Annotated in this window: 19 protein-coding genes; 12 read left to right on the forward strand and 7 right to left on the reverse strand. The window is 71.3% G+C overall.

Going from position 1 to position 21,508, the window contains the following annotated elements; genetic code table 11:
• Positions 1–2: 2 nt before the first annotated feature.
• Complete coding sequence (locus ACQP2Y_RS37765) at positions 3–1,019, forward strand: NADP-dependent oxidoreductase (RefSeq protein ID WP_433721042.1); 1,017 nt, start codon at positions 3–5, stop codon at positions 1,017–1,019.
• Between the two features lie 26 nt (positions 1,020–1,045).
• Here ACQP2Y_RS37765 and ACQP2Y_RS37770 read toward each other — a convergent pair whose 3' ends face one another.
• On the reverse strand, positions 1,046–2,035 hold the full coding sequence (locus tag ACQP2Y_RS37770) for a hypothetical protein (protein WP_433721044.1): 990 nt from the start codon (positions 2,033–2,035) through the stop codon (positions 1,046–1,048).
• A 356-nt stretch (positions 2,036–2,391) separates the two neighbouring features.
• Here ACQP2Y_RS37770 and ACQP2Y_RS37775 point away from each other — a divergent pair, with 356 nt between their 5' ends.
• Together ACQP2Y_RS37775 and ACQP2Y_RS37780 are read left to right on the forward strand one after the other, a co-directional pair.
• Positions 2,392–3,528: a serine hydrolase domain-containing protein gene (locus ACQP2Y_RS37775; RefSeq protein WP_433721045.1), complete on the forward strand. Its 1,137-nt coding sequence runs from the start codon at positions 2,392–2,394 to the stop codon at positions 3,526–3,528.
• Between the two features lie 18 nt (positions 3,529–3,546).
• Positions 3,547–4,038: an RBBP9/YdeN family alpha/beta hydrolase gene (locus ACQP2Y_RS37780; RefSeq protein ID WP_433721046.1), complete on the forward strand. Its 492-nt coding sequence runs from the start codon at positions 3,547–3,549 to the stop codon at positions 4,036–4,038.
• Between the two features lie 10 nt (positions 4,039–4,048).
• Here the strand turns inward: ACQP2Y_RS37780 and ACQP2Y_RS37785 are convergent, their stop codons facing one another.
• Positions 4,049–4,924, reverse strand: coding sequence for an alpha/beta fold hydrolase (locus ACQP2Y_RS37785; protein WP_433721048.1), 876 nt, complete (start codon positions 4,922–4,924; stop codon positions 4,049–4,051).
• A 144-nt stretch (positions 4,925–5,068) separates the two neighbouring features.
• On the opposite strand from ACQP2Y_RS37785, the gene ACQP2Y_RS37790 reads away from it, so the two are divergent.
• Together ACQP2Y_RS37790 and ACQP2Y_RS37795 are read left to right on the forward strand one after the other, a co-directional pair.
• On the forward strand, positions 5,069–5,422 hold the full coding sequence (locus tag ACQP2Y_RS37790; protein WP_433721050.1) for a VOC family protein: 354 nt from the start codon (positions 5,069–5,071) through the stop codon (positions 5,420–5,422).
• A 55-nt stretch (positions 5,423–5,477) separates the two neighbouring features.
• Positions 5,478–6,848 carry a PQQ-dependent sugar dehydrogenase gene (locus ACQP2Y_RS37795; RefSeq protein WP_433721051.1) on the forward strand — a complete coding sequence of 457 codons (1,371 nt, stop codon included), beginning with the start codon at positions 5,478–5,480 and terminating at the stop codon, positions 6,846–6,848.
• Between the two features lie 14 nt (positions 6,849–6,862).
• Here the strand turns inward: ACQP2Y_RS37795 and ACQP2Y_RS37800 are convergent, their stop codons facing one another.
• Positions 6,863–8,437, reverse strand: coding sequence for a methyl-accepting chemotaxis protein (locus ACQP2Y_RS37800; protein WP_433721053.1), 1,575 nt, complete (start codon positions 8,435–8,437; stop codon positions 6,863–6,865).
• Positions 8,438–8,547: 110 nt separating this feature from the next.
• On the opposite strand from ACQP2Y_RS37800, the gene ACQP2Y_RS37805 reads away from it, so the two are divergent.
• A complete protein-coding gene (locus ACQP2Y_RS37805; RefSeq protein WP_433721055.1) occupies positions 8,548–9,390 on the forward strand; it encodes a transporter substrate-binding domain-containing protein in 843 nt (280 codons plus the stop codon).
• 129 nt (positions 9,391–9,519) lie between these two features.
• Positions 9,520–11,583 (forward strand): hypothetical protein, encoded by a 2,064-nt coding sequence (locus ACQP2Y_RS37810; protein WP_433721057.1) that lies wholly within the window; start codon positions 9,520–9,522, stop codon positions 11,581–11,583.
• On the opposite strand, the gene ACQP2Y_RS37815 is transcribed toward ACQP2Y_RS37810, so the two are convergent.
• Both ACQP2Y_RS37815 and ACQP2Y_RS37820 read right to left on the reverse strand, forming a co-directional pair.
• Positions 11,580–12,815: an MFS transporter gene (locus tag ACQP2Y_RS37815; protein ID WP_433721059.1), complete on the reverse strand. Its 1,236-nt coding sequence runs from the start codon at positions 12,813–12,815 to the stop codon at positions 11,580–11,582. The two genes, ACQP2Y_RS37810 and ACQP2Y_RS37815, sit on opposite strands and share 4 nt — an antisense overlap.
• A complete protein-coding gene (locus ACQP2Y_RS37820; protein ID WP_433721061.1) occupies positions 12,812–14,134 on the reverse strand; it encodes a GH1 family beta-glucosidase in 1,323 nt (440 codons plus the stop codon). Before ACQP2Y_RS37820 ends, ACQP2Y_RS37815 begins: the two co-directional genes overlap by 4 nt.
• 139 nt (positions 14,135–14,273) lie before the next feature.
• On the opposite strand from ACQP2Y_RS37820, the gene ACQP2Y_RS37825 reads away from it, so the two are divergent.
• Both ACQP2Y_RS37825 and ACQP2Y_RS37830 read left to right on the forward strand, forming a co-directional pair.
• Positions 14,274–14,840, forward strand: a complete 567-nt coding sequence (locus tag ACQP2Y_RS37825; protein ID WP_433721063.1) for an HDIG domain-containing metalloprotein — start codon at positions 14,274–14,276, stop codon at positions 14,838–14,840.
• A gap of 76 nt (positions 14,841–14,916) precedes the next feature.
• A complete protein-coding gene (locus tag ACQP2Y_RS37830) occupies positions 14,917–15,102 on the forward strand; it encodes a hypothetical protein (RefSeq protein ID WP_433721064.1) in 186 nt (61 codons plus the stop codon).
• Between the two features lie 285 nt (positions 15,103–15,387).
• Here the strand turns inward: ACQP2Y_RS37830 and ACQP2Y_RS37835 are convergent, their stop codons facing one another.
• A complete protein-coding gene (locus tag ACQP2Y_RS37835) occupies positions 15,388–16,584 on the reverse strand; it encodes a PucR family transcriptional regulator (RefSeq protein ID WP_433721066.1) in 1,197 nt (398 codons plus the stop codon).
• Between the two features lie 200 nt (positions 16,585–16,784).
• Between ACQP2Y_RS37835 and ACQP2Y_RS37840 the strand changes: the two genes are divergently transcribed.
• Positions 16,785–17,450, forward strand: a complete 666-nt coding sequence (locus ACQP2Y_RS37840) for a cutinase family protein (RefSeq protein ID WP_433721067.1) — start codon at positions 16,785–16,787, stop codon at positions 17,448–17,450.
• Between the two features lie 58 nt (positions 17,451–17,508).
• Here ACQP2Y_RS37840 and ACQP2Y_RS37845 read toward each other — a convergent pair whose 3' ends face one another.
• Complete coding sequence (locus ACQP2Y_RS37845; RefSeq protein WP_433721068.1) at positions 17,509–19,032, reverse strand: FG-GAP repeat domain-containing protein; 1,524 nt, start codon at positions 19,030–19,032, stop codon at positions 17,509–17,511.
• Between the two features lie 242 nt (positions 19,033–19,274).
• Here ACQP2Y_RS37845 and ACQP2Y_RS37850 point away from each other — a divergent pair, with 242 nt between their 5' ends.
• Together ACQP2Y_RS37850 and ACQP2Y_RS37855 are read left to right on the forward strand one after the other, a co-directional pair.
• A complete protein-coding gene (locus ACQP2Y_RS37850) occupies positions 19,275–20,264 on the forward strand; it encodes a LacI family DNA-binding transcriptional regulator (RefSeq protein ID WP_433721070.1) in 990 nt (329 codons plus the stop codon).
• A gap of 27 nt (positions 20,265–20,291) precedes the next feature.
• Entirely contained in the window at positions 20,292–21,506 is a 1,215-nt protein-coding gene (locus ACQP2Y_RS37855) for an extracellular solute-binding protein (RefSeq protein ID WP_433721071.1), read from the forward strand.
• Positions 21,507–21,508: the final 2 nt, after the last annotated feature.

A 21,508-nucleotide genomic window follows, 5' to 3' on the forward strand; every position in this document is an offset into this window, starting at 1 on the left:
GCATGGACAAGAACCTCACCGGCCGGGAGATCCGGCTGGCCGGCCGGCCCGTCGGCACACCCGGCCACCAGCACTTCACCCTCGTCAGCACCGCGGTGCCGCCGCTCGCGGAGGGGCAGATCCTGGTCCGCAACACGTGGATGTCGGTCGACCCGTACATGCGGGGACGGATGGACGACAAACCGTCCTACCTCCCGCCGTTCCAGCTGGACGCCGCCCTCGAAGGCAGCGCGATCGGCGAGGTGATCGCCTCGAAGTCGACCACCATCCCGACCGGCGCAACGGTGTCCCACTTCCTGGGGTGGCGGGACTACGCCGTCCTGGACGCCACGAGCGCGACGCTGGTGGACACGTCGTCCGTGCCACCGCAGGCGTATCTCGGGGTGCTGGGCACCACCGGGCTGACGGCGTGCGCGGCGCTGACCGAGGCGGCGCCGGTCCGGCCGAGCGACACTGTGTTCGTGTCGGGGGCGGCCGGAGCGGTCGGCAGCGTCGCGGGCCAGCTCGCCCGCCTGCTGGGCGCCGGCACGGTCATCGGGTCGGCGGGCGGGCCGGACAAGGCCAAGAAGCTGACTGAAAGCTTCGGCTTCGACGTGGGTCTCGATTATCAGGCGGCACCGATCGCCGAGCAGCTCACCCGGGCGGCTCCGGAAGGCATCGACGTCTACGTCGACACGGTGGGCGGCGACCACCTGACCGCGGCGATCGGCGCTGCCCGGTCAGGCGCGCGAATCGCTCTGGTCGGGGCGGTCAGCTCGTACAACGCGACTGGGCCGGTTCCTGGACCGGAGAATCTGTACGAGGCGTATTGGAAGGAGCTGACGCTGCGCGGGGTGCTCGTGACTTCGTACTTCCACCGCTTCCCGGAATGGATCGAGCGGGCGAGCGGGTGGCTGCGGGACGGGTCATTGCGTACGGAAGAGACCGTGGTGCAGGGGCTGGAGCAGGCCCCGGCAGCGTTCCTCGGCATGCTGAACGGCGCCAACACCGGAAAAATGCTGGTACGCCTCGACGACTGAAGTTGACCCGTGCGCGCGGCGGCCTTTCAGCAGTCGGTGGGGTCTTGAAGATCGCGGGGCATCACCGGACTGATCTCCGCGCTGACAGTCCGCGCGCGCCGGGCCAGCGGAAGCACGTCGGCGTAGTTGTATCGGGAAAGCTGTTCCGAGCACGCGGTGAGAGAGCTGTTCGCTCCCGGCTCCAGCGGGATGCGGGCAAGCAACTCGATCTTGACGTCCGGTGGGCCTTCAGCATCCTGGGGGAAGAACCAGCCGATCGACACATTGGAGGCACCCTCGTCCGAGATGACGTTCGACTCGAACGGCTTGCTGTGTATTGCGGCGGTGATGACCTCGGCATCATCGCCGAGCGGCTCGCCGAAATTGACGGTCATCTCGTTCGGGACCGCGATGGAGAGATCCGTCTCCCCCAGGTTGAACACGCGGATCGAATAGATGGCGCCGTTGCGCTCACATACCGTCACTTGGTCGATCCGAGGCAGGTCCCACGCATGGCACATCGTTGCATCGGAGAACTCCGTGCTTTCACCGGCCGTCGGGTATCCCTCCGTCTCCTTGCCGCCGAATGCCTGCATGGCAAAAGAGATCGGCTGCCCGAAGCAGAGACCGAGGAGCCCGGTGCAGGCCTGCTTCCGAGCGATCCAGGTGCCGTCATACGAGACGTAGGAGTTGGGGTCGGGCGGTCCGACGGGTTGTACCGAAGGTCCGGGAACGAACGGTGCCTGCTCGGCGACCTGGCGAGAGTCCGGTGGCTGGAGCAACGCGAGGGTAAGGATGCCAACGGCGCAGGCAGCGAACACTCCGCCGGCGGTGAACGACTGCCACCGGGAGGATTTCCACCGCCAGTGTGCGACGACGACGCCGGCTCCGCCGACCACCACCAGCGCGAAGATCGCCCAACCACTCACGTCGAGCAATTGCGCCGCCGTTCCCAGGAAGCCCGCGACAGCGAACGGAGCAAAGGCACTCTGCAGAAGCCTGCGGAACGTCGGCTGAGTGTCGGCTTCGGAAGGCACTGACGCAGCCTCGGCGGGCGCCGGCGCAGGCTCGGCAGGCTCAGCTCGGGCCGCTCCGCCAGGGGCCGGCGCAGTGTGTTCCTGCGGTGGCGCAGCCGCAGTAGTCGGCGGGCCGGAGGGGCGATCGTCGCCAGGCATGCCCAATCCGACCGTACGCACCACAAAGAACGCACCGACCGAACAGGTACATCCATCTATCAACTGGACACCCTGTCTTGGCCGTTTCGTCGCCGAGCCCACACGGCTCAAAAACGACTCGGCCGCCTGATCCGGGGGCTCCACCAAGGGCGTTCCCCGATGTGATCGTTGCTGTTGGTGCGTCAGGCTCCGCTTGGGATTCTCACGGGGAGGTCGGGATGACGCGCATGCTCCAGTCGCTGGTCACCGTCACGGCGGCGCTGGCGGTGATCGCCGCGCCGGCCGCTGTCGCGGCCCAGCCGCCCGGCCCTGACCGGCCCGATCTGCAGCTGCGGCTTGATGATGTCGTGGCCGCCGGCGCCGTGGGCGCTTTCGCGGAGGTACGCGATCAGCACCGCACCTGGCGCAGCACCAGCGGCGTAGCCGAAGTGGGCACGACCCAACCCGTCCCGGTCAACGGCCGGTTCCGGGCCGGCAGCATCACCAAGACGTTCCTCGCCACCGTCGTCCTGCAGCTTGTCGATGAGGGCCGGCTGCGGCTGGACGACCCGGTGGAGGCGTGGCTGCCCGGGATCGTCCCCGACGGCGCTCACATCACCGTGCGCCACCTGCTCAATCACACCAGCGGCTTGTTCGACTATCTGCGTACGTTGCGGTTGCCGCCGCAGCCTGAGTTCCTTGATGACCGGTGGCGGACCCGGACCGCCGCCGAGATGGTGCAGCAGGCGGTGGCCCATCCGGTCACGTTCGAGCCGCCGGGTTCTGCTTTCGCGTACTCGAACACCGGTTATCTGCTGCTCGGCCAGATCGTCCAGGAGGTGACCGGGCGGCCGTACGGCCGGGAGATCGAGCGCCGGGTGATCCGGCCGCTGCGGTTGCGTGGCACCTCTGTGCCGGGCATTTCGCCGTGGATTCGTGGTCCGCATCCGCATGGCTATGTGCCGATCGAGCGGGACGGCGTGACGCGGCTTGTCGACTACACCGAGTCCAACCCGTCGGTGCTGAACGCCGGCGGCGAGATCATTTCCACGACTCGGGATCTCAACCGGTTCTTCGCTGCCCTGCTTCGGGGGCGGCTGCTGCCCGATCACCTGCTCGATGCGATGAAGACGCAGGGTGTCGAGGGCGCGCGGACGTACGGGCTCGGTTTGGCCTGGCGGACGACCGCCTGCGGCGTCCAGGTGTACGGCAATGACGGCGATGCCCTCGCGTACCAGGCCTGGTCTTTCTCCACGCCGGACGGTCGCCGTCAGGTGACCGTCGCGGTCACGCCCGGTCTCAACCGCGACCTGGACCGGGTGGTCGAGGCGTTTGTCGACCACGCCATCTGTTCCGGACACGAAAAACAGCCGTAGCGCTTCTATCATCGGCTCATGGCCCGACATCTGCTCGTCCCCGGACGCGGCAGACCGGGCCCGGAGCACTGGATGGTGCGCTGGGCCGGCGCGCACTCCGACTATCAGTGGGCGCCTCACCCGCCGGGGTCACCGTTCGTTCTGGAGGAGCGCGTGGCCGCGCTGCACGCGGCCATCATGGCGGACGACGAGCCGGCAGTGTTGATCGCCCACAGCGCCGGCTGCATTGCCACGGTCACCTGGGCCGGCCGCCATGCCGGTCCGGTGTGGGGCGCCCTGCTGGTCACGCCACCGCCCATCGACGGCGTCGTGCCGCGCGCGAGGTTGCCGTTCCGCAGCACGCTGGTGGCCAGCCGCACCGATCCGTACTCGACCTTCGCGAAGTTCGAGCGTTACGCCGCGGACTGGGGCGCGGAGCTGGTCGATGCCGGTGACGCCGGCCATCTCGACACGGCGAGCGGCTACGGTCCCTGGCCGGACGGTGAACGGCTGGTCGCTGCCCTCGGCTGAGCCGACGAGGTCAGGTCGCGTCCAGGACCTCGCGCAGCTTCGCCGCGAACTCCTCCGGTTTGCCCGCGTAGCCGAACTCGCCGCCCATGAAGCCACCATGATGACTCGGGAAGACCGTGGACTCCTGACCCAGCAGCGCCGCGACGCCCAGCGCCGTACGCCCGGTGTAGATCCCGGCGGATTCCTCGCCCACCGCGACCACGATCCGGGTCGGGGCGGCGGTCAACGCCGCCGCGTCCGGGCGGTAGTCGCTGATCGCCCACGAGCTTTTCGACAGCAGCGGGTCTTCGCGGGTGCCGTCGTCGTCGGTGGACATGCCGAACATCGCCGGGTCGGGTGCGGGCTGGGCGAAGTAGGCGTCGGTGAACTCGCCCTGCCACGACGTCATCGCGATGAACGCGGCCATGCCCGCGCCGTTGCCCTTGGCCTGGTACGCCTCGTGGAAGCCGGCCCGGGCCCGTTCGGCGGCCGCGGCGTCCGGGAGCACCGCGTTGATCGGCGGCTCGTGCGCGACCAGGGTCGCGACGTCGCCGGGGTACGCCGCGACCAGTTCCAGCCCGGTGACCGCGCCGCCGCTGCTGGCGAACACGTCGACCGGGCCGGCGCCGAGGGCCTCGATCAGCAGGTGCAGGTCCGCCGCCTGCTGCTGCGGGGTGTGCTCCGAGCGTCCGTCCGTGCGGGTGCTGCGGCCCAGGCCGCGCGGGTCGTAGGTGACGACCGTACGGTCGGTGAAGTGGCCGGACAGGGCGTTGAAGCCCTCCGCCGTCATCGGCTGGCCGATCATGAGCAGCGCGGGCCGGCCGCCGGCCGGTGGCAGCGGACCGCGGACGTCGTAGACCAGGTCGGCGCCCGGCACGGCGAGAGTGTGCGTCTGTGTCTGCGTCATCCGGCGACAATACGGCCGCGGCACCTCGCACGTCGCGGGCGACGGCCCACCCGGTGACATAGCCTTGCAGGCAGCCCGGCACCAGGCTCTCCGTGCGGTCGAGACCGCCGCCTCGCTCAAGGCCGGCGCCGGCAGGAGGAGCACATGCGCGCCCGACGCATCATGACCAACCTTCACGTGCCCGACCTCGAGGCGGCGAAGGGCTTCTACACCGATTTCCTCGGCCTGAGCACCGAGGAGTTCAATCTGGGCTGGGTGGCCCGCTACACCTCATCCGACGGCGGGGCGAGCGTGCAACTGGTGAGCGGTGACGCCACCGCACCCGAGGACTCGGTGATCTCCGTGCAGACCGACGACGTCGACGGGGCCTACGAGGAGGCGCAGCGGCTCGGCTACGAGATCGTGCACCCGCTGACCACCGAGCCGTGGGGCGTACGCCGCTTCTTCGTCCGGGCGCCGGACGGCAACGTGCTCAACATCGTGGCACATCGCGAGTGACCCGAGGTTGCGTGCCGGCGCGGCCAGTGGGTAGAGATGCACCATGAAGACGGTCGTGCGTGCAGCAGTAGCCGGTGGCCTGGCGCTCGTCCTGGCCGCGTGCTCCTCCGACCAGCCGGCGGCCACGCCCGCCGAGGCCGCGCCCCGCGCGACCGTGCCGGTGTCGTCGGCGCCGGCCTCCGCGCAGGTTCCGGCGCTGGTCAGCACGACCGTACGCCCGCTCGCCGGCACCGGCTCGGCGCCGTTCGACCAGAGCCGGTCGCTGCAGGCCCCACCCGGCTGGACCGTCACCGTCTGGGCCCGGGTGCCCAGCGCCCGGCTGCTGGCCTGGACGCCGGACGGCCGGCTGCTGGTCTCGCGCCCCAAGTCCGGTGACGTCGTCGAGCTGGTCCCGAGCCCGGGCGACGCCGCGCCGGCGCAGCGCACCCTGGTCAGCGGGCTGAACCAGCCGCACGGGCTGGCCTTCACCGGCAACACGCTGTACGTGGCCGAGAGCGACCAGGTGGACGCCTTCACCTACGCCGCCGGAGCGGTGTCGGGCAAACGGGTCGTGATCGACAATTTGCCCGACGCAAAGAGTCCTGACCTGGGCGGCGCCTACGCGCACGCGCTGAAGAGCGTGGCGATCGGCAAGGACGGCACCCTCTACGTCTCGGTCGGCTCCACCGGCAACGTGTCGGCCGAGGACCGGGACGCGACCCCCGAGCGGGCGTCCATCCTGCGGGCCCCGGCGAGCGGCGGAACGCCCACGGTCTTCGCGCGCGGGGTGCGTAACGGCACCGGGCTGGCGGTCGACCCCGACGGCGCGGTGTGGACGGCGGTCAACAACCGGGACAACATCGAATACCCGTACGACCGGGACTACGACGGGGACGGCGACTCGGACGAGGGCCGGGTCATGCAGGACTACGTGAACGACCACCCGTTCGAGCCGCTGGCCCGGCTGACCCAGGGACGCGACCTCGGGTGGCCGTACTGCAACCCGGAGCCCGACCTGGAGCCCGGGGCCAAGGACTCGCCGCTGAGCTACACCCGGCGCCCGTTCGTCCGCGACATCCAGAACAACCCGGGCGGCACGAAGCTCGACTGCGCCGCGCTGCCCCCGGTCGAGCAGGGCATGGGCGCCCACTCGGCGCCGCTGGGACTGAGCTTCGCCACGGCGCCGGGCCTGGCCGGCGAGTACGGACCGGGCGCCCTGGCCGGCATCCACGGCTCGTGGAACCGCAACCCGCCCCGGCCGCCGGAGGTGTCGTTCTTCGCCTGGCGCGACGGCACGCTGGGCCCGCAGCAGACGCTGCTGACCGGTTTCCAGCTGGAGAACGGCTCACGCTGGGGCCGCCCGGTCATGGCGGTGCAGGGCCCGGACCGAGCCCTGTACGTGAGCGACGACCTCGCCGGAGCTGTCTACCGCGTGACCGCAGGCTGAGTTCGGGCGGCCGGTCAGTGGCGGAACTTGTCGGAGACCATTCGTAGCTGTTGCGACAGCTGGGACAGCTCGACCGCCGCCGCTTCCGTCTGGGTTGCTGCCTCGTGGGTCAGGGTGGTCGTGTCGGCCACCCGGCCGATCGAGTCCGATACGCCCGTAGCCGACGTCACCGCCGCCGCGATGCTCGACACGATCTGCTCGGTTGCGGTCGTCTGGGCGTCCACCGCCGTGGAGATCGAGCGTTGCAGCTCGTCGATGCGGTCGATCACCTCGCTGATCCGGGTGATCGCCTCGAACGCTCCCGCCGTGTCCGTCTGCATCGCCGTCACCTTGGCCGCGATGTCGCCCGTCGCCGACGCCGTCTCCCGGGACAGGTCCTTCACCTCGCCGGCCACCACGGCGAAGCCCTTGCCCTGTTCGCCGGCGCGGGCCGCCTCGATCGTCGCGTTCAGGGCCAGCAGGTTGGTCTGCTCCGCGATGGAGGTGATGATGCTGACCACCGCGGACACCTCCTCGCTGGAGCTGCGGAGCCGGTCGATGGTGCGGTTCGTGGTGACGGCCAGCTCGACCGCCTCCTTGGCGACCGTGTCGGCCTCGGTCACGGCCGTGGTGATGTCCTGGATCGAGGTCTCCAGGCCGCGGGCGGCCGCCGTCGTCTCCTCGACGCTCGAGGTCACCAGGCCGATGTCGCGGCTCGCCTCGGCCGCTTCCGACGATGCCGTCCCGGCGCCCTGGGACAGCTGGCGGCTGGTCGCCGTGAGCTCCTCGGAGGCGGCGGCCACCGAGCCGGCGTTGCCGCCGATCTCGATCAGGGCCTGGCGCAGCGAGCCGACGATCGCGTTCAGGCTGCCGCCGAGCTGCGCCAGTTCGTCGCCGCCGGGCAGGGTGGCGTCCACCGTGAGGTCGTAGGCCGCGATCGACCGGGCCGCCGACAGGCAGTGGTCCATCCGGCGGGCGATCCGGCGGGCCAGCAGCAGCGCCGCGCCGCCCAGGACCATCGCCGCCAGCAGGCCGGTGACCAGGGTGAGCAGCTTCGCGCTGGTCGCCACCGAGTTGGCCTCGTCGTACGACTGCTTCACCCGCAGCGTGATCGCCGCCTTCAGCGCGTCCAGGGTCTGCGCGGCCTTGGCATCGACCTCGTCGTACGCGGGCCGGGCGGCCAGCGCCCCGGAGCGGGTCGGGTCCGAGGCGACCCGGCTGGCCAGGGTCACCATCCGCTGCCCGGAGGCGATCAGCTGGTCCAGGACCGGCAGCGCGCCGTCGGCCTGGGCCCGCAGCTGGGGCGCGTAGCGGATCACGTCGTCGATGCCGGCCCGGGCCTGCGCCACGTTCTCGCCCAGGCGGTCCAGCACGGTCTGGCGTTCGGTGGCGTTGTTGGTCACCAGCGCGGCCAGCACGTTGCCCCGGAACAGTGCCCGGGCCAGGTCCGCGGACTGCACGGCCTGCAGGGCGGCGGCCGAGTTCCGCGCGGTGGCCTGCTGGGCGGCGATGGCCGAGGTGCCGCGGTAGCCGATCGCGCCGGCCACGATGACCAGGACGAAGCCGGCCACGGCCAGGGCGGCGATCTGGCGCCGGATGGTGAACGTCACGGGGACCTCCTCAACCGCAGATTATCCGAAATACCCTCATACCGGGCATCTTCCGCTCAGGCCGCCGGGACTCCGGCCGAACAAACTCTTAGGCGCGTCCAGGAGGTCTCATGAGAATCGTTCCCCTGTTGCTGAGCGTCGCGGTGACCCTGGCGGCGGCCGGCTGCGCGGATTCCGCGGCGGAGATCGGCCGGCCGGTGGACCGGCTCGCCGAGGCCCGGGCCGCCCTGCCGGACTCGATCAGGCAGTCGGGCGTGCTCATCGGCGGCACCGATCCCACCTTCGAGCCGATGACCTTCATGCAGGGTCCGACCTTCGCCGGGCTTGATGTCGGGCTCGGCGAGGCCATCGCCCAGCGCCTCGGACTCAAGGTCGAGTGGCGCAAGGTCGGCTTCGGCGACCTGCTCGACCAGGTCGAGACCCACAAGATCGACTTCTCCATGTCGTCGATGTTCGACCGCGCGGAACGGCAGAAGAAGGCCGACTTCGTCAACTACCTCAACGCCGGCACGTCCATCGTGGTCGGAAAGGGCGTCGGCGACATCGGTGGCATGAGCGGGCTGTGCGGACGCAAGGTGGCCGCCCAGCCGGACACCGTCTTCGTCGAGATGGCCGAGGCGCAGAAGAAGGACTGCGGGGCGAAGAAGCTCACCGTCGTCCTGTCCGACACACCGTCGGCGTTCGTGCGCGACGGCAAGGCCCAGGCCGCGCTCAACGACTTCCCGATCGCCGCCCTCGACGTCGAGAAGATGCCGGCCCTCGAGCTCTCCGGACCCCAGATCGAGGCCATCCCGTACGGGATCGGCATCGCCAAGGACCGCAAGGAGCTGGCCACCGCCGTGCAGACCGCCCTGTACGCGCTCATCAACGACGGCTCCTACGACGAGCTGCTGGCCAAGTGGAAGGTCAAGGAGGGCGCCCTGCGTACGGGGGCCATCAACGGCGGCGCGTGACCGATCCAGCGTCATCGGACAAAGTGAATGTTTCTCGCACTCACCTTGACAGACATCGACGTCGAGCACAGTCTTTGCTGACGTTCGCGCTGCTGGAGCGAGTCCAGCGTGAGTCAAGCGGGTGCCCCCATGCCTCTTTTCCCCCTCCGCCGCCGACCCCTCGCGTTCGCCCTCGCCGTTCTCCTACCGGCAGTGGCCCTCGCGGTCTCCCCCACCGCGGCCGCCGCCGCGCCGATCACCGCCGCCGCCGACGCCCTCGACGGCACCTGCGCCGCCCTGCAGGTCTATGACGGCTCCCGCGCCCTCGGCTACGTGGTGCGCAGCTCGGCCGGCTACGGCTTCACGGGCTCCGCCTCGGCCGCCACGCCGTTCCGGCTGGAGGCCACCCAGCTGTCGCGCTACGAGCTCTTCGACGCCTCCGGGGCCCCGGCCTACCAGAGCGTCGCGGGCTTCATCCTGGCCGGTGACGCGTACGGCGACCGCGCCGACTACACGGTCACTGTGAGCGGCGACAAGTACCGCTTCACCAACACCGCCACGGGCCAGATCATGGGCTCGTTCCTGTGGAGCCTCGGCGCGGGCGGCAGCTCCCACACCATCGCCCTCACCTCGGCCTCGGGCTGCTACACCCCGCCCGACGTCGACCCGGGCGTCACCGGCACCGCCGCACCCGCCGTGGACGGCAGCGGCAAGCTCGTCGGCACGATCGACGCGCACGCGCACATCACCGCCGGCGCCGCGTTCGGCGGGCGGCTGCACTGCGGCGAGGCATGGGCCCCCGGCGGCGTACGGGATGCCCTCGCAGGTTGCTCCTCACACGCGAGCCTCAACGTGGGCGCGCTGTTCGAAGGCATCATCGGCGGCACCGACGTGGTGAACTCCGCGGAGGACGGCTGGCCCACCTTCGGCGACTGGCCGCAGCACAACTCGCTGCTGCACGAGCAGTCGTACTACCGCAGCATCGAGCGGGCCTGGCGCTCCGGTGAGCGGGTGCTGAACGCGCTGCTGGTCGCCAACCGGGTGATCTGCGAGCTGTTCCCGTATCGGGACACGTCCTGTGACGAGATGGATCAGCTGCGGGTGCAGGCCACGTACCTGTCCTCGATGCAGGACTACATCGACGCCCAGCACGGCGGCAAGGGCAAGGGCTGGTTCCGGATCGCCAAGACGCCGGCGCAGGTCCGGGCCATCGCGGCCCAGGGCAAGCTGGCCGTGCTCGTCGGCGTGGAGAATTCCGAGGTCTTCGGCTGCCGGGAGATCAAGGACGTCGCCCAGTGCACCCGGGCCGACATCGACGCCGGCCTCGACGAGCTCCAGGCGTTCGGCGTCTCCGGGCTGTACCCGGTGCACAAGTTCGACAACGCGTTCGGCGGCACCCGGTTCGACGCCGGGGTCACCGGGGCGGCGCTGAACGTGGCGAACCTGCTCTCCACCGGCCACTGGTGGACGGCGACCAGCTGCACCGGCCCGTCCGACAACGAGCAGCCGCTGGTCAGCGACGACTTCGCCGAGCTGCTCAAGCTGGGCCCGCTCGGCCTGCCGGCGGGCGCGATCCTGCCGGTCTACCCGAGCGGCAAGATCTGCAACACCCGTGGGCTGACCGCGCTGGGCACGTACCTGATCCAGCAGATGATCAGCCGCGGCATGATCATCCACATCGACCACATGGGGGTGAAGACCGCGCAGGCCGTGCTCGACCTGGTCGACGCGGCCCGCTACCCCGGCGTGACCTCGGTGCACACGTGGGCGGACCGGGCGCTGGTCGACCGGATCGTGGCCCGCGGCGGCTTCGTGGCCTCGTACGCCTTCGCGGCCGACCCGGCCGAGGGTGAGCCCGGCTTCCTCGCCGAGTGGCGCGCCAACAAGGCCCTGCCGCACGGCGCCTCGATCACCGGTTACGGCTTCGGCAGCGACGTCAACGGCCTGGGCCCGCAGGCGCCGCCGCGCGGGACCGACCCGCTGACCTACCCGTTCATCGCGCCCAACGGCACCACGGTGAGCAAGCAGGTCTACGGCTCGCGCACCTTCGACCTCAACACCGACGGCGTGGCCCAGTACGGCCTCTACGCGGACTGGACCACCGACCTCATCCGCCACGCCGGCAGCGACGACGGACCCCTGCTGCGACAGCAGCTGATGAGCGGAGCCGAGGCCTACACCCGGATGTGGGAGCAGGCGATCGCGGCGGGTTAGTCGACCGAGCGGATCCGGGTGACCAGGACTGAACCGAGCACGGTCACCGCGGCGACCACCAGGTAGAGGACCGGGTAGCCGCCGAGGTAGGCCACGATCGGGAAGGCCAGGGCCGGGCCGAGGACCTGCGGCGCCGAGTTGGCGATGTTGATGATGCCGAGGTCCTTGGCCCGGTCCTCGGCCGTCGGGAGCACCTGGGTGATCAGGGCCTGGTCGACGGAGAGGTAGACGCCGAAGCCGAGGCCCAGCACGGCGGCGGCGATCAGGGCGCCGGTCCAGGTCGGCCAGAGGGCGAGCAGTCCGGCCGCGGCCGCCATGACGTAGCCGGACACGATCACCGATGGTTTGCGCCGGCCGGTGCGGTCCGAGACGATGCCGCCGGCCACCACGGTCAGCACTGTCGTGCCGGTGTAGACCAGGATCAGCAGCAGCAGCCCGTCCTCCGGGCTGCTGTGGTGCACCCGGTCGCGCAGGAAGTACAGCAGGTACAGCGTGGCCATGGCGTTGCCGAGCTGCACCAGGAAGCGGGTGGCCCAGGCCCAGGCGAAGTCGGGGTTGGCCCGGGGGCTGAAGCGGAAGACGGCCGTCAGCCCGCGCAGGGTGACGCGCGGGGCGGCACCGGCCGCGACCGCGGGGTCGGGAGTGGCCAGCACGAACGGCAGTGCGGTGAGCACGACCAGGCCGCCGATCAGCAGGTAGCCGCTGATCGTGCCGCTGACGACCAGCGTGACCAGCAGGACGCCGAGGACCACGCCGATCGACTGGGTCAGGCCCACCCAGCCGGAGACCAGGCCGCGCTGCCGCACCGGCGTCCGGTCCGGGACGATCGCGGAGAGCCCGGCCTGCAGCGTGTTCAGGCCGGCCTGCGCGACGCACCAGCACAGGGTCAGCCCGATCAGGGTGCGCTGCCCGGAGAGCAGGGCCAGCCCCACGCAGCCGAGCAGGGCCCCGGAGGCGATCCAGGTGTGCCGCCGCCCGGTCCGGGCCGTGGTCGCGTCCGACAGCGCGCCGGCGATCGGTCCGACCAGGACGGCGACCAGCGCACCGGCGCCGGTGACGATGCCCAGCGCGGTGGTCTTGTCGATCCCGCCCAGGTCCTGTGCCTGGTTGGGCAACAGCACCTGCAGCGGACCGAAGTAGCCCATCCACAGCCCGAGGTTGGCCAGCGACAGCAGGCCGATCCAGCGGGCGCCCACCCGCGCCGGTTCCACCGCCGCGACGGGCGCGGTCATCTCTGGTCCCGCAGGGCGGCCCGCAGCCAGCCGAAAGAGTCCTTCGGGGTACGGCGCTGAGTGTCGTAGTCGACGCGGACCAGCCCGAACCGCTGCTGGTACCCCTCGGCCCACTCGAAGTTGTCCAGCAGTGACCAGACGAAGTAGCCGCGCACGTCGACGCCCTCGCCGATCGCCTGGTGCAGCGCGCGCAGGTGACCGTCGAGGTAGTCGATGCGGGCGGTGTCGTGGATCCGCCCGTCCGGGGCGACCTCGTCCACGGTGGAACAGCCGCTCTCGGTGATGTAGATCGGCGGGAGCGTGCCGGCGTACCGGTCGTGCAGTCCGACCAGCAGGTCGCGCAGCCCACCGGGGACGACGGGCCAGCCGAACGCGGTGGTCGGGACCCCCTCGATCGGCAGCATCTCGAACGGCAGCGGCGATCCGTCCGGCGCGGCGGCGACCCGGGTCGGGTTGTAGTAGTTGATACCAAGGGCGTCGAGCGGGGTCGCGATGATCTCCCGGTCCCCGTCCCGGACGCAGGGCGCGCCGTCCAGCAGCGGATTCTCGCCCAGCAGCACCGGGTCCAGGAACAGCCGGTTGTGGAAGCCGTCGTAGACCGCCGCGGCGGCCAGATCCGCCTCCGAGTCGCTCGCCGGCACCACCGGGGTGCAGTTGTTGGTGATCATCACCTCGGCGGCGCCGCTCGCCCGCAACGCGCGCACGGCCAGCCCGTGCCCGAGCAGCTGGTGGTGGGCCACCGGCAGCGCGTCGAACATCAGCTCCCGGCCGGGGGCGTGGGTGCCGAAGGCGTAGCCCTGGGCCATGTGCACGATCGGCTCGTTGAGCGTGATCCAGCGGCTGACCCGGTCACCGAGCCGGTCCGCGACCACGGCGGCGTACTCGGCGAAGCGGTAGCTGGTCTCGCGGTTCAGCCAGCCGCCGGCGTCCTCCAGGGCCTGGGGCAGATCCCAGTGGAACAGCGTGGGCACCGCGGCAATGCCCCGGGCCACCAGCTCGTCGACCAGCCGGTCATAGAAGTCCAGGCCCTTCGGGTTGACCGCGCCGGAACCGTCCGGCTGGATGCGCGGCCAGGCGATCGAGAACCGGTACGCGTCGACGCCGAGCTCGCTGAGCAGCGCCACGTCCTCGGGCCACCGGTGGTAGTGGTCGCAGGCGACGTCGCCGGTGTCACCGTCACGGACCCGGCCGGGGGTGTGGGCGAAGGTGTCCCAGATCGACGGGCCGCGCCCGTCCTGGCTGACGGCGCCTTCGATCTGATAGGCCGCGGTGGAGACGCCCCACACGAAGCTCGACGGGAAGCTGGGCAGCGCATCCATGGCCACGACTCCTCAGAAGTGAGAGGAGCTCATATTAGTGACCACCGGGGCCGTTGGTAAGTCGTCGCCGCGACCGGATTCAGCAGGAGGTCTTGTCCTGGACAACTGCCGTTCATGTCCAGGTCCCTAGCATCTAGCCATGCGCGCAGGACTGTCGACGCTCCCCGACACCGCCGAGGAGCTCGCGTACGAATTGCTGGCCCCGCTGGGCAACCGCTGGCGGCACACCGCGGGGGTCGCCGCGCGGGCGGCCCAGCTCGCCGAGCCCCTGGAGATCGACCGGGACGTGCTCGTCGCGGCCGCCTGGTTGCACGACATCGGCTACGCCGAGCGCACCGTGGCGACCGGCTTCCATCCCCTCGACGGGGCCCGCCACCTCGAACGGCTGGCTTGGCCGTCAGCGATCGTCGGCCTGGTGGCACAGCACTCCGGGGCCAGGTTCGTCGCCGCTGCCCGAGGGCTCGCGGAGGAGCTCGCTGCCTACCCGGACGACGGTGGGCTGTTCTCGGACGCGTTGACCTACGCCGATCAGACCGTGGGCCCGGACGGCCGGCGGGTGACCACCGGCCGGCGCCACGAGGAGATGCTGCGGCGGCACGGTCCGGCGTCGTGGAACGCCCTGGTGGACCACGTACGGCTGCCGCACCTGCGCGCGGTCGCCGACCGCGTCGAGCAGCGGCTGGCCCTGGCCGGCGTACGGGGCTGATCGACAGGGTCCGCTGTTTACCGTCATGTCATCGGCTATTGGGCCGGGCTCGACGCGGTCAGGGCAGGCTGAGGTGGTGAGTACATCAGTCGGCCTGGTGATCGGGGCCCTGGCCGCCGCCTGGGGTGTCGTGGTGGCATTGCTGGACCAGTCCACCGCGGCGAACAAGCACCTCACCAATCGGCTGTGCACCACGCTGCTGGTTGCGTGTGCCGCCGCGGCAGCCGGTGGCGGGCTGGCCAAGGCCACCGGGCTGTGGTGACGGCGGCCCTCGTCAGCCCTCGATGAACTGGAAGTCGCTGACGATGCGGCCGTCCGCGCCGAGCAGCAGGATCTCCAGCCCGACCGCAGCCACGTCGCCGGGGGCGCCGACCATCTCCCAGCGGAACTTCACGAGGTCCTGGAGCCGGCCCGGCGGACCGGGAGCTACGGCTCATCACGACGCTCACCCACTTCGGCACCGCCACCGACGTCACCGTGGCCGAGCTCCGGCTGGAGGCGTTCCTGCCCGCGGACGCCGCCACCAGCAGCGCGCTGCACGAGCTCGTCACGTGGTGAACGCGCGCAGGGCCAGCTCCAGCTCGAAGCGCAGCCGCGGGTCGCGGATCTGGTCGCCGAACAGCTCGGTCAGGCGGCGCAGCCGGTGCCGCACCGTCTGCGGGTGGACATGCAGGTGGCCGGCCACCTCGTTGGCGTTCTGGTTGAAACTCAGCCAGGCCAGCAAGGTCTCGGCGAGCAGCCGGCGCTTGTCCTCGCGCAACCCGTCGAGCGGGGCCAGGCGACGCCGGGCGAGCGCGGCCAGCAGCGCCTCGTCCTGGAACACGGCCAGGGTGGCCAGGTGATCGGCGCACCAGATGATGCGCCGGCGCGGGATGCGGCCGTTGGCTGACAGCTCCAGGGCCAGCCGGGCCCAGCGCCGGGACCTGCCGGCGTCCATCGGCTCGACCGGCAGTCCCACCGCCGCGTGGTGCCGGGCCAGGCCGTTGACCAGGGCCCGGACCTGGGCCCGGCCTTCCGGGTCCGGCACGATCAGGCACGGTTCGACGTGGTCGAACACGGACAGGATCTCCGGCGCCAGCATCGGTGGCTGGGACAGTGGCCCGGGGGCGGCGACGACCACGACGGCGAGGCGGCGCGGCAGGTGCCAGTGGGCCGCGGCGGCCGCGGCGGCCAGGGCCCGCTGCGAGGGTGGCGGGTCGGCGATGAGCAGCTCGGCCAGGCGGCGCCGGCGGCGGTCGAGCTCACCGACCTCGGCCTCCTGCGCCTGCGCGTAGCCCTCGGCCGAGGCCCGGGCGACCTCGTCGATGTTGTCGAAGATCGCCTCAGCCAGCCACGCCACGACGGCCGGCGGTAACGCGTGGCGCCCGGCGAAGGCCCGCAGCCGCCGGCTCGCCACCCGCGCGCAGATCCGTACGGCCGCGTGCAGCGACTCCAGGCTGCGGCCGGCCCGCATCTCGTTCGCGCCCACCGCCCGGTAGATCTCGCGCCAGTCCCGGCCCGGCCCACCGCGGCCCACGTGCTGGTCGAGCAGCTCGACGTACCGGCGCAGAGCCAGGTCGACGCCGCGGCGCAGGGCCCGGGCCTCGCGCTGGTCGGGTGCCGCGTACTCGGGGACCTGCTCCTGGATCTCGCGGACCATCTCGGCCGCCGACCCCAGCACGTCCGCGTGCAGCAGCGCGACGGTCGCCGCCTCGGTGCTGCCCGCCGGCCCGGTGATGATCGTCGCGTCCCGAATCACCCGCATGAATCGATGTTCGCCTAATTCCCGCGCAGTGGCTACCCCCGGGTAACACCGCTGCCCGGACGCCGCCGGGAGCCCGCGGATGCGCACCGCGCTGATAACTGCCCGCGTCGATACGAGCAGGCCAGTGAGTATCAGCGGGGTCGGGCGCCTCGTTAGCTTCGGGCCTCCACCAGCCCTCACCAGAAGCAGAGGTGATCCACATGCGCCTTTCCCTTCCCGGCGGCCGGGGACGCGTCAGCGTCCTGCTCACCGCCGCGCTGCTCGCCACCGGCGGTGCGGTGATCGCGGCCGGTCCCGCGGCGGCCGCCGCGGCGTGCGCGGACGTCGACGTGGTCGTCGCCCGCGGCACCAGTGAGCCGGGCCGGCTGGGGCTCATCGTCGGCGACCCGGTGTTCGCGGCGATCCAGCGGCGGGCGTCGGGCACGACGCTGACCAGCCACGCGGTCGACTATCCGGCGAGCGTCAGCCCGACGTCGCCCACCGCCGGCAACCGGGCCCTGGTCAGCCACGTGTCCGACCAGGCGCAGGCCTGCCCGGACCAGCGGTTCGTCCTGGTCGGCTACTCGCAGGGCGCGAACGTGGTCGGGAACTCGCTCGGGATCAGCTCCGCGGGGGCGAGCGTCGGCGGGCCGGTCGTGGCCACCATCCCCGCGGCGGTGCAGCCGCGGGTCGCGGCGGTCATGGTCTTCGGCTATCCGCTGCGCAAGCTGGGCCGGGGCATCACCGGCGTCTACGCGGACCGGACGCTGGACATCTGCGCGAACCGTGACGTGGTCTGCGATCCGCTGGGCGCGAGCGTGCTGGCCCACCTGAGCTACACCGACGACGCCGACGAGGCGGCCGACTTCGCCGTCGACCGCCTGTAGCCCCCAGCCGGCGGCGGCGACGGTGATGGGTCCGGCCCGGTGGCCGGGCCCATCGTCGTCAGCCCGCGAGGATCTTCGCCTCGGTGCGACCGCCGGCGGTGCCGTACTTCTGCACCACGACGAGGTCGAGCCGGCCGTCCCTGTTCCAGTCGAGCACCGACAGGCTGTGCCGGTCGTCCGTGGAGACGCGCGCGGTGATCGGCTTGCCGAGGAGGTTGCGGTACTGCGAGGCGCCGTCCAGGACCTGCAGCACCGTCTTGTCGCTCTTGGCCCCGGACTTCTGGGTCACGACCAGGTCGAGGTTGAGGTCGCCGTTGAAGTCCGCGACGGTGAAGGTGTGGCGGGCGTCCGTCGGGCCCAGCGGCGTGGGGCTGTCCTGCAGGTAACGCTGGAGGTTGGCGGCGCCGTCGAGGACCCGGACCTCCGTACGGCCGCTCTTCGTCCCGCACTTCTGGATCACGGCCACGTCCACGCGCCCGTCGGCGTTCCAGTCCGCCACGGCGAACGCGTAGCAGTCGTCACTCGGGCCGAGCACGGTGGCGGTCTCCTGCAGGTAACGCCGCAGGAACGAGGCGCCGTCGAGGACCCGGACCTCCGTACGGCCGCTCGCCGTGCCGGACTTCTGCGTCACCACCAGGTCCGGGCGGCCGTCGAAATTCCAGTCCGTCATGGCGAAGGCGGTCCGGGCGTCGGTCGGGCCCAGCGGGATGGCCGTGTGCAGCAGCAGGTTCTGGAAGTCGCTGGCGCCGCTCACAATGCGCACCTCGGTGGCGCCGCTGGTCGTGCCGGACTGCTGCAGCACGACGAGATCGGAGCGCCCGTCGCCGTTCCAGTCGGCCGTCAGCACCTGGTGCCGGTCGTCGAACGTGCCGGGCAGCCCGGGCACGGTCTGCAGCAGCGCCTTGCTGAACGGCCCGGTCGGCTTCTTGGCCGTGGACTTCTTCGGCGACTTGGTGGTGCCGCTCGTGCCGCCCGTGCCGGTCGAGCTGGTCCACAGCTGGCCGACGATGAGCCGCGCGTCGTTGGCCTCCGGCCCGTACGCCGCGGGGTAGCGGGAGACCTGCACCCGCTGGCTGATCTGGCCGATGTCGCCGGCCTGCCAGCTGCCGGCGGAGTGGGTGCGCAGCATCTTGTCGAGGAACGCGCCGGTGGCGAAGCCCGGGTCGAGCAGCTGCTCGGGGCTGCCCCAGCCCATCGACGGGCGCTGCTGGAACAGGCCGAGGCTGTCGTGGTCGACGGCGAGGGTGTAGTTGTGCAGGGTGCTCTCGGTGATGGCCGTGGTCACCGCGATCACCGCCGCCCGGGCGGGCAGGCCGCGGCCGATCACGTGCCGCACGATGGCTCGGGCGCAGGAGACGTTGTATCCGCTCAGGGCGGGGCCGAGCCGCTGGCCGGTCATCGCCGGCCGCAGGCGCTGCGCGACAGCCCGGTCGGCCGCGGTGACGCCACCGGGGGCGCACGGCGCCGACGGGATGGCGGCCTTGGCGGCAGCGGGAGCCGCGGTGGCAGCGACGGGCAGGGACAGCGACGCGGTGACCAGGGCTGCTGTGCACAGCACGCCCGAAAGAGCTGAAAGCCTCACGACACCTTCCCCCGAAGTGCGGATGGGTCGCGGCCACCCATCGAAGTGACCTTAACCAATGAGCCGCCGGATTGCCATCGTCCGAGTGGGACGCCCTACTGTCGCCGGGCGGCGTCCAGGAACGTGCCGCAAACGATTTCAGCCGCGTCCGGAAACGTCGACGGTCATCTATTGACAACGCTCCGCAAAGGATTTCACACTCTCCGCAGCACTCCAGTCCCCGGACGATGCGGAGGCAACCGATGGCGGTGACGATCAAGGACGTGGCCCGGGCGGCCGGGGTGTCGCCGTCCACCGTCTGCCGCGCTCTCTCGACACCGGAGCTGGTGCGCGCCGAGACCCGGGAACGCGTCCAGCGGTCGGCCGCCGAGCTCGACTACTCCCCCAACCGCGCCGCCCGCGGCCTCATCACCGGCCGCACCGGCAATCTCGGGCTCATCGTGCCGGACCTCGGCAACCCGTTCTTCCCCGGCGTCGTCAAGGGCATCCAGGCCCGGGCCCGCGAGGCCGACTACGCCGTCTTCCTCGCCGACACCGACGAGGACCCGGCCGCGGAGGCCCAGCTGGTCCGTACGCTCGCCAAACAGGTGGACGGGATCGTGCTGTGCTCGCCGCGGATGAGCGAGCAGGAACTGCGGGGCGTGGCCGCGCTGACCCCGGTGGTCCTGCTCAACCGCCGGGTCGGCCGGCTCCCGGCGATCACCTTCGACAACGTCGACGGCATGCGGCAGGCCGTCACCCACCTCACCGCCCTGGGGCACCGGCGGATCGCGTACGTGGCCGGGCCACGCGCGTCCTGGTCCAACCGGGAACGGGTGCGCGGCCTGCGCCTGGCCATCGCCGCGGCCGGGGCCGAGCTGGTCGAGGTCGGTCCGGTCCAGCCCCAGTTCGACGGCGGGGTCGCCGCCGCCGACCAGGTGCTCGCCGCCGGGGTCACGGCCGTCATCGCCTACAACGACGTCATCGCGCTGGGCCTGCTCAGCCGCCTGAACGCGCGCGGGATCGCGGTGCCCGCCACGATCAGCGTGCTGGGCTTCGACGACATCGCCCTGTCCGCGATGGTGCACCCCTCGCTGACCACCGTCGGCCTGCCCATGAAGAGCTGCGGCCGGGCCGGCGTGGACCTGCTGCTGGGCCTGTTGCAGGACCCGGACAAGTACGGCAGCACCCGCCGCGAGCTCGGCACCCAACTGATGGTCCGGGGCTCCACCGGTCCCGCACCGAGCGCCTGAGAATCATCTCCTCGAGGAAGGCTTCCGATGCCACCACTCGCCCGTAGACGCGCTGTCACCGCCGCGACCGCGGCCCTGCTGCTGCTGACCGCGTGCAGCGCCCCCGACTCCGGCGGTTCCGCCCAGGACACCGACGGGGAGGTGCCCGCCAAGCCCGGCAAGGCGGTGACCCTCAACATTCTGGACGTGGCCGGCAACCTGCAGCTCACCCAACCCATGATCGACGACTTCGTCAGCAAGAACTCCGGCGTGGTGAGCAAGGTGACGTACTCCAAGTCGCCGGCGCCCGAGCTGGTCGGCAAGGTCAAGGCCCAGCAGAACGCCAACCGGGTCGACATCGACCTGGTGCTGACCGGCGTGGACGGGCTGTCCGCGGGCATCGAGCAGGGCCTGTGGAACCCGCTGCTCACCAAGTACCGGGACCGGCTGCCCGGCGTACAGCAGTATCTGCCCGGAGCCGCGGCCATGCAGCAGCTGGCCGGGGATTCCGGGGTGACCGTCACCTACTACCCGTCCGGCCCGCTCATCGAGTACCTGCCCGCGAAGGTGCCGAACCCGCCGAAGTCGGCGCCGGAGCTGCTGGCCTACGCCAAGGCCAACCCGGGCGCGGTGCAGTACGCCCGGCCGTCGAACTCCGGCCCCGGCCGTACCTTCCTGATGGGCCTGCCCTACCTGCTCGGCGACTCCGATCCCAAGGACCCGACCGGCGGCTGGGACAAGACCTGGGCCTACCTGGCCGAGCTGAACAAGTACGTGACGCTCTACCCGTCGAGCACGGGCGAGACGATGAAGAACCTGGCCAACGGCTCGGCGAAGATCATCGCGTCGACCACCGGGTGGGACATCAACCCGCGGGTGCTGGGCACCGTGCCCAAGGAAGCGGCGATCGGCACCCTGCAGGGCTTCCACTGGGTGACCGACGCGCACTACGCCGTCGTCCCCAAGGGCGTGTCGACCGACAAGCAGTCGGCCGTCCTGCTGCTGCTCGCCCACATGCTCACCAAGGAGCAGCAGGCCAAGGCGTACGACAAGGGCTACTTCTACCCAGGCCCGGCGGTCAAGGACGTCGACCTGGCGATGGCGCCGGCGGACAGCCGGGCCGCGATCGAGGAGTTCGGCCGCCCGGAGTACGCCGGCCTGATCGCCGGTGCCCCACTCGAGGTGCCGCTGGGTTCCAAGCAACTGGTCGCCGCCTTCGATCGGTGGGACCGCGAGATCGGCGGCGCGAAGGTGGCCAAGTGAGC

This window comes from Actinoplanes sp. CA-051413, assembly GCF_050955795.1.
Lineage (GTDB): Bacteria > Actinomycetota > Actinomycetes > Mycobacteriales > Micromonosporaceae > Actinoplanes.